Raw genomic sequence first — 6,406 nt, 5'->3', positions numbered from 1 at the left:
TTTGTATTACTGGTATCATTGAACTCTTAGAGCATTCCACTCATCGCGGGTGATTTCCCAAAGCTCAGAATCCAGAAGGCCGCTGACATACTCCTTCTTAACAGTTTTGATAAGCCGCATTCCGCTAGTGACCGAAATACGCTGAGAGCGGCTGTTAAGGGCTGCTTTAGGTGCGCGTAACACCGGCTTATTCAACACATTGAACCAGTAATCTGTAGCCGCAATACTAGCCTCACGCATATAACCCTGACCCTGATATTCCGGTGCGAGCCAGAATCCGCGATTGTTGTCTTCTTCGTCGTAAAGACAGATCAAGCCCATGACTTTATCTGGTATCTCACGATTTCTGATAGTCCAGAACCATGCAATTCCTTTCGCCATGTCAGGCAGAGCAACGTTATTGACGTAATTCTCTGCACCATTCTCTGGATAAGGCCAGGGGACCGATGCCACCATATAGCGGACTATTTCCCAGCGGGGATAAAGCGTCTGGATCTGCTTAGCATCTTCGGCGACTAATGGTTTTAAAAGCAACTGATCTGTTGTAAGTGTGGGGGTTAGCATAGGCAATCATCCTTACTGGTTAATAAATTCCTGATCAGATTTTGTTTACCTTACGAAAAATATGCACATACCGTCATCTGTTACATCATGCAAAGATGGTATTACGGCTTCAGCGTCCGCTTCTGGCAGCAAAGTGAAATGCGGCAGGCTAAGGTCCGCTATGAGCGAAGAGCGGACATTAATCTCCTGCAAATGCCTTATTTTTTATATTGGTGATCACTTCCTTTAACACACCCACATGTTAGGATTATTCCTAATACATAGGAGGGTTTATGGGATTAAGTTTTAGGAAGCGCCTAAAAATTGCGCCAGGCCTGTATCTAAACGTGTCCTCGGGCGGCACTAGCTGGTCAGTAGGTGTACCGGGTGCAACACTCAATTTTGGGGGAAAGAGAGGAGCAAGAGCCACTGTTGGTATTCCAGGTTCTGGCATTTCATATAGCCATAAAATCGGTGGAAAAAAACCAAGCTCTCAGGATGACTCGATCTCTCCAACTGTTTTTTTTGAATCCGAACATTCTCCTCCTCCCTTTTTTGAACATATTGACCTTTCAGTGACTCCTGTGGTGAGCGCCGACATTGATACCATTGGTGAAATGGGAATGTCAGATCTCGCGGATATGATCAATCAGGCAGAAACAACACGTCAGGAAATTTCTAAACAACTCAGAGAATTAAAGAATAAGAAGCAAAAGCTCGACAATAAGGCCAGTTTCTACAGCATGATTATCCTGCGAAGCCTATTTAGCAAAAAGCTTGGTAAGCTTCGAGACCAGGTACACTCCACTGCCGAGTATATTGAGAGCGGGCAGGCTGCCCTAGAAAGCACGGGCTTAATATTTAACTGGGGAGGAGACGAGAAAATTCTTGCGCATTATCGCGCGCTCACTCAGTCATTCGGGACTGTATCTCGAAGCAAGAAGATCTGGGACATACTGTCATATCGTGAAACAGACAAGGTCAGGCAGCGCACTCAGGCGGATAAAGAGGTTTCACGTGAAGATGTACGGTTCAGTATGGGGCGACCAAACTGTCTTCCAGCTTCCCAAAATGACGAGTTCAAAATGGTTCCGCATCTGGAAAACCGCAATGGGGGGGATGTTTATATTTTCCCTGGTTTTCTGCTAATCGAAAACGAATCCCGGTTCGCAGTAGTTTCAATTTCCGACGTGGAGTTAGACTTTGCGCGAACACGGTTTGCTGAAACCGAAAGCGTTCCGTCAGATAGCAAAGTTGAAGGTAACACGTGGCGGTACGCGAACAAAAATGGTGGGCCAGACAGGCGCTTTAATGATAATCATCCGATCCCTTGGGCCATCTACGGAATCTTGTCGATTCGTTTCAGGAACGTGCTTCATGAGGAGTACATGATATCGAATGAAGAGGCAGCGAGGCAGTTTGCAAAGCATCTTCTTAATCTTATTGAACATACAAAACTTAGTACCCTTTGATCAGTACGCTGTTCAGTAATGACTATGAAATATACTTTGAGCCGGGAATTTGCAGTGGGGACCCGTTCCCTTGGCATTAGCATGCTAATGTAATTTTAACGTCCGCTGTTGGCACAAAGCGGATGGAGTCAGATGAACGTCCGCTATGAGCGATAAGCGGACCATGAGATTTTCGCTTATAAGTTGAATAAAAGCTTAAGAGAAATAAAAGTATGTACTTCATATAAAAGCCTTTAACTCCTCAGCATTTATGTTCGCCAGCATTGATGCTTTCAAGTTTGGGGATGATGCGAGATACCTGGATATCAGGTTGAAACCTGCCGTATAACCCAGCCACCTTGGTAAATCTCCAGTTCCGAAAAACCAGGCATTATGGTCATAATCAGTACGATGCCAGTTTTCAAGCATGAGTGGATAGTAGGGCTTAACAGTATCAGTCATGAGGCTTTCCCAGGGCTCAGATTTACCACCAAAAAGCTCAAGAGAAAAATGCCCGGCAAGTCCTTCAGAGACTAGTACTTCGCCCAGCGTTGAGCCGTATCCCGGTCCTGCCCACCTCGCAGCATGGTGAAGTTCATGAGCAAACATACGTTCAAGGGAGTTCTCAACGTTTTTGCAGAATGCAGGATTTTCCGGATCGACTGTTATATAAATAACTCCAGCTTCAGGACAAAAACCGACATGCCCTTTCTCAGGGATAACAAACTTCCCGGACTTAACTATGACGTCTACTGAAGGAGTCGGCATCAACCTTGTGACCTGGACGTAGGTATCGGTCAGGTTAGTTCTCAGCCATTTACTGTGAACAGTGAGTTTTTCCTGAGCATTCAGAATATGGATGGTTATTTGAGACATGTCAGTCTTACCCAGAAACATTAGTAATATGCGGATACTAACAGACATATAGGGCATGTCATGTTGCTGCTCAGCAAGTGGCCGACCAATGATCACTAATGTCCGCTTCTGGCACAAAGCGGACGTTCTTAAGAGTCAATACGGAAAAGGAGTGAGGCTGCGCTTTGCAGGACGCAGCCAGATATCAGAAGGTAGTCCAGTTTCCGTCTGTATCAGCAGGCGCTTCTTTCTTCACTGTGGCTGGTACAGATGCGATTACATGCCGGGTGGCTGCAGGATGTGAGACTGCAGCAAGCGTGAACACTGACACCGACTGCAGCAGCAGTGATGCCTGTTCGCGCAGACTCTGTGAGGCTGACGCCGATTCTTCGACCAGCGACGCGTTCTGCTGCGTCATACTATCCATCCCGGTTACGGCAATGCCTACCTGCTCTATACCGCGGGCCTGTTCGGCACTTGCAGCGGTAATTTCCTCAACGGTGTCACTTAACTGACCGACTGATGACACTATATCCGCCATCGTAGTCACAGACCGGCTCGCCAGGGTACTGCCTGCACTTACGCTTGCCGAGTTTGCCTCAATCAGCTGACGGATTTCACCGGCGGCCGTGGCGCTGCGGCTGGCCAGCGTGCGCACCTCACCGGCGACGACGGCAAAGCCACGTCCCTGTTCGCCTGCACGCGCCGCCTCTACCGCCGCATTAAGGGCCAGTATGTTGGTCTGGAAAGCAATACTGTCAATCACTGACGTGATATCGGCAATTCGGCCTGAGCTTTCGCCAATAGATTTCATTGTTCCGGAAATGTCGGAAGTCACCTCACTGCCCTGGCGGGCGACCTCCCTCACGTTAACGGCAAGCTGTGCTGCCTGACGGGCATTGTCGGCATTGTTTTTGACAGTGACGCTGAGCTCGCTCATGGTAGCAGCGGTCTGCTCCAGTGCACTGGCCTGCTCCTCGGTGCGCTGAGACAGGTCTTTGTTCCCATGCGCAATCTGCAGGCTGGCTGCGGCAACGCTTTCGGCGTTCCGGCGTACTGCGCTGACCGTCTGCGCCAGCGAGTCCTGCATCTCAGCAACTGCGGTGAGCAGCATGCCGGTTTCATCCCGTCCGCTGACAGGGACGGCCTGACTCAGGTCTCCGCGTGCGATACGTTGTGCGGCAGCAAGCGTGATGCTCAGCGGACGGGTAATACTGCGGGTGATCAGCCAGGCAGCGGCCGCTGCAAGCAGAACGGCGATAGCACTCAGTGAGGTCAGCAGAATGGTGGCCGCATGTTGTTCATCTTCAGCAGCAATACGCGCCGTTTGCATCTGTTGTTCCTGAAAAGATACCAGGTCTGCAATAGTTTTCAGGTAGTCAACCTGGGTCTGGTAGCGCGGACCAAGAAGAAGTTGCGCGGCCTCTTCCCGCTTACCTGCCATTCCCAGCGCGACAACATCATCAGAAAAAGCAAGATACTGACTGCCGGTGCTCCTGATTTGCGCAATGAGTTCCCGGCTTTTTGGTGCCTTCAGCAGAGCGTCAACCTGATCAACCGTAGCGGTAATTTTATCATGTACCCTGTCATAATCTTTTTTAAAGACGGCTTTACGGTCAGGTGCATCCGCCAGGACAACGTTACGGACCAGCCGGCTAAGGTCAGTTGAATAGTAACGCAGATTGGTTGCAGTTGAGGCCTTCTGGTAGCGGCTGCCTGCAAGCGTATCCGCCGTCTCTCCGAGGGATTGAATGCGGGTAAATCCGGTAAAAGCAACGATGACCAAAAGGAGAAGGATGAAGGCAAACGCAGCGCCAAGCCGCGTGCCGATTCTGATGTTGTTCATAGTGTTCCTGGCTGAAATAACGTTTATTTAATAGAGCTTTACATGTGGGTTAACGCTAATTTTTTATTTTTTTTGTAGGGTCATTCATAGGCAGTTGTGGGCCATTGCTGTATGCGGCTTGTGTAAAATGTCGGACTACAGGGAATGCATATCGATGCACTTACCTGTTCATAGTTTGATAATTTTTTTTGATTAAAACCAGCGTTTCTCCGGCAGATCTGGTGACAGAAATAAAAAATCCCGGCTCAGGGGAGGCAAAGCCGGGAACCACTTCTAAAAGGACAAACGCTGTTAGTGACAGAGGCAATCATACCGACAGGCATAGCTTTTATCGGTTCGCTTATCAGAAACTTTATTTCTTATGAAAGATTACGGCTGAATGAGAGTATGCATCTCCTTTGGGAAAGGATGAGAGCTTCTACCGGAATCTTTATTTCCATGATATGCAACTCTATTGATGTTCGCTTTGAGTGAAAATCGGACGCAGGCCATTTATATATCTTCGTTTTTCTCGTTGACCTGCCCAGACGTATATACCATTAATTCAGAGATTCATCAGCATGCTCGGAGGTTGCATATGTTGGTATATAACGTTTTTGGGCGACATCTTGGCGTTCAACGTTAGAATGATCGGTGGCTGGTGTTTCGTGCTGACCTGAAGGAAAGGAAGTTTTCCTGGCTTTATGACGTCGCTATTCCAGATGATATGACAGAAGGTGAGATTGCTGGCTGGCTAAGTGATATTTTTCATGAAGCCTCAACCGAGCGTCATCCAAATGTGGAACGAATCGAATAACGATTTGATGAATAGCTTTACTCTGAGTCCGCTTCTGGCACAAAGCTGCCTGTTGAAAGGGGCGGATGTGCGCTATGAGCGAGAGGCAGGCAAAGGGGAAAAAGCCGCCTTACGGCGGCTGTCATCTGGATGGTCAGGTGCTGCTTTTACGGTACAAAGCAACCGATCCTGCGAGGATTAATAAAAAGGATCCGCTGATGCGGTTCATCCATCTGATGCCACTGGCTTTCAGAAGGTGGAGGGATTTTTTACCCAGTACGGCATAGCCCAGCATAACCGCTACATCAATTGAGACGATCACTGCCGCCAGGCTGGCATACTGCGGCAACGCTGGCTGCGCCGTACTGACGAACTGAGGAAGCAGTGCGGTCATGAAGATGTAATATTTTGGATTGCTCATGGCAACAAAAAAGCTTTTAAAAAAAAGCATTGTTCGCGTCGGAGCCGTTGCTTCCGTATCGTCTTGCAAGGCAGTTTCCGAAGAAAGCAACATCCGCAGGCCGATATAAGCAAGCCATGCAGCACCGACCCACTTCAGGGTGACAAATAGCGTTTCCGAAGCCGCTAAAATAACACCAAGTCCCAGCCCGACTAATGCAACCAGAAGGACATCCGCTGCTGCAGCCCCGCCAATGCCCCATGTTGCCCGTCTGATACCAAACCGGGCCGCATTATTGAGAGCCAGCAGAACGGTCGGGCCCGGAGTCACGATACCAGCAGACATAATCAGGGCAAAACCCATTAGGGTAGTTAACGACATACAGTAAACCTCGCCAAAAATATCATTATACCAACCCGAACTGACCTGCCCCCAGCAAATTTAATTAGCAGGATGTAAGCACGGTCCGCTTTTGGCACAAAGCGGACATGTGCAACAAACAATGTTCGTTATGAGAGAAAAGCGAACGTTTTGTA

At 48.6% G+C, this 6,406-nt stretch carries 6 protein-coding genes; 2 read left to right on the top strand and 4 right to left on the bottom strand.

The genetic code is table 11. The features are described from left to right. Positions 1–15: 15 nt before the first annotated feature. Positions 16–564 carry a GNAT family N-acetyltransferase gene (locus tag LQK91_RS15455; RefSeq protein ID WP_008924515.1) on the bottom strand — a complete coding sequence of 183 codons (549 nt, stop codon included), beginning with the start codon at positions 562–564 and terminating at the stop codon, positions 16–18. 272 nt (positions 565–836) lie between these two features. Here LQK91_RS15455 and LQK91_RS15450 point away from each other — a divergent pair, with 272 nt between their 5' ends. After that, positions 837–2,015 carry a DUF4236 domain-containing protein gene (locus LQK91_RS15450; protein ID WP_008924514.1) on the top strand — a complete coding sequence of 393 codons (1,179 nt, stop codon included), beginning with the start codon at positions 837–839 and terminating at the stop codon, positions 2,013–2,015. A 219-nt stretch (positions 2,016–2,234) separates the two neighbouring features. On the opposite strand, the gene LQK91_RS15445 is transcribed toward LQK91_RS15450, so the two are convergent. Together LQK91_RS15445 and LQK91_RS15440 are read right to left on the bottom strand one after the other, a co-directional pair. Continuing rightward, positions 2,235–2,870: a DUF2268 domain-containing protein gene (locus tag LQK91_RS15445; protein WP_033742887.1), complete on the bottom strand. Its 636-nt coding sequence runs from the start codon at positions 2,868–2,870 to the stop codon at positions 2,235–2,237. A gap of 184 nt (positions 2,871–3,054) precedes the next feature. Beyond that, complete coding sequence (locus tag LQK91_RS15440; RefSeq protein ID WP_105099589.1) at positions 3,055–4,695, bottom strand: methyl-accepting chemotaxis protein; 1,641 nt, start codon at positions 4,693–4,695, stop codon at positions 3,055–3,057. 637 nt (positions 4,696–5,332) lie between these two features. Between LQK91_RS15440 and LQK91_RS22160 the strand changes: the two genes are divergently transcribed. Continuing rightward, positions 5,333–5,491: a DUF7661 family protein gene (locus LQK91_RS22160; protein ID WP_425590763.1), complete on the top strand. Its 159-nt coding sequence runs from the start codon at positions 5,333–5,335 to the stop codon at positions 5,489–5,491. Positions 5,492–5,624: 133 nt separating this feature from the next. On the opposite strand, the gene LQK91_RS15435 is transcribed toward LQK91_RS22160, so the two are convergent. After that, a complete protein-coding gene (locus tag LQK91_RS15435) occupies positions 5,625–6,251 on the bottom strand; it encodes a LysE family translocator (protein WP_033763134.1) in 627 nt (208 codons plus the stop codon). Positions 6,252–6,406 lie beyond the last annotated feature (155 nt).

It is taken from the genome of Pantoea sp. MHSD4, assembly GCF_021043305.1.
Lineage (GTDB): Bacteria > Pseudomonadota > Gammaproteobacteria > Enterobacterales > Enterobacteriaceae > Pantoea > Pantoea eucalypti.
This window is presented reverse-complemented; position numbering and strand designations above follow the sequence as displayed.

What these genes read in the sequence shown, in the direction of transcription:
- LQK91_RS15455 (WP_008924515.1), bottom strand. Translation starts at nt 564, where the DNA reads ATGCTAACCCCCACACTTACAACAGATCAGTTGCTTTTAAAACCATTA.
- LQK91_RS15445 (WP_033742887.1), bottom strand. Translation starts at nt 2,870, where the DNA reads ATGTCTCAAATAACCATCCATATTCTGAATGCTCAGGAAAAACTCACT.
- LQK91_RS15450 (WP_008924514.1), top strand. Translation starts at nt 837, where the DNA reads ATGGGATTAAGTTTTAGGAAGCGCCTAAAAATTGCGCCAGGCCTGTAT.
- LQK91_RS15440 (WP_105099589.1), bottom strand. Translation starts at nt 4,695, where the DNA reads ATGAACAACATCAGAATCGGCACGCGGCTTGGCGCTGCGTTTGCCTTC.
- LQK91_RS15435 (WP_033763134.1), bottom strand. Translation starts at nt 6,251, where the DNA reads ATGTCGTTAACTACCCTAATGGGTTTTGCCCTGATTATGTCTGCTGGT.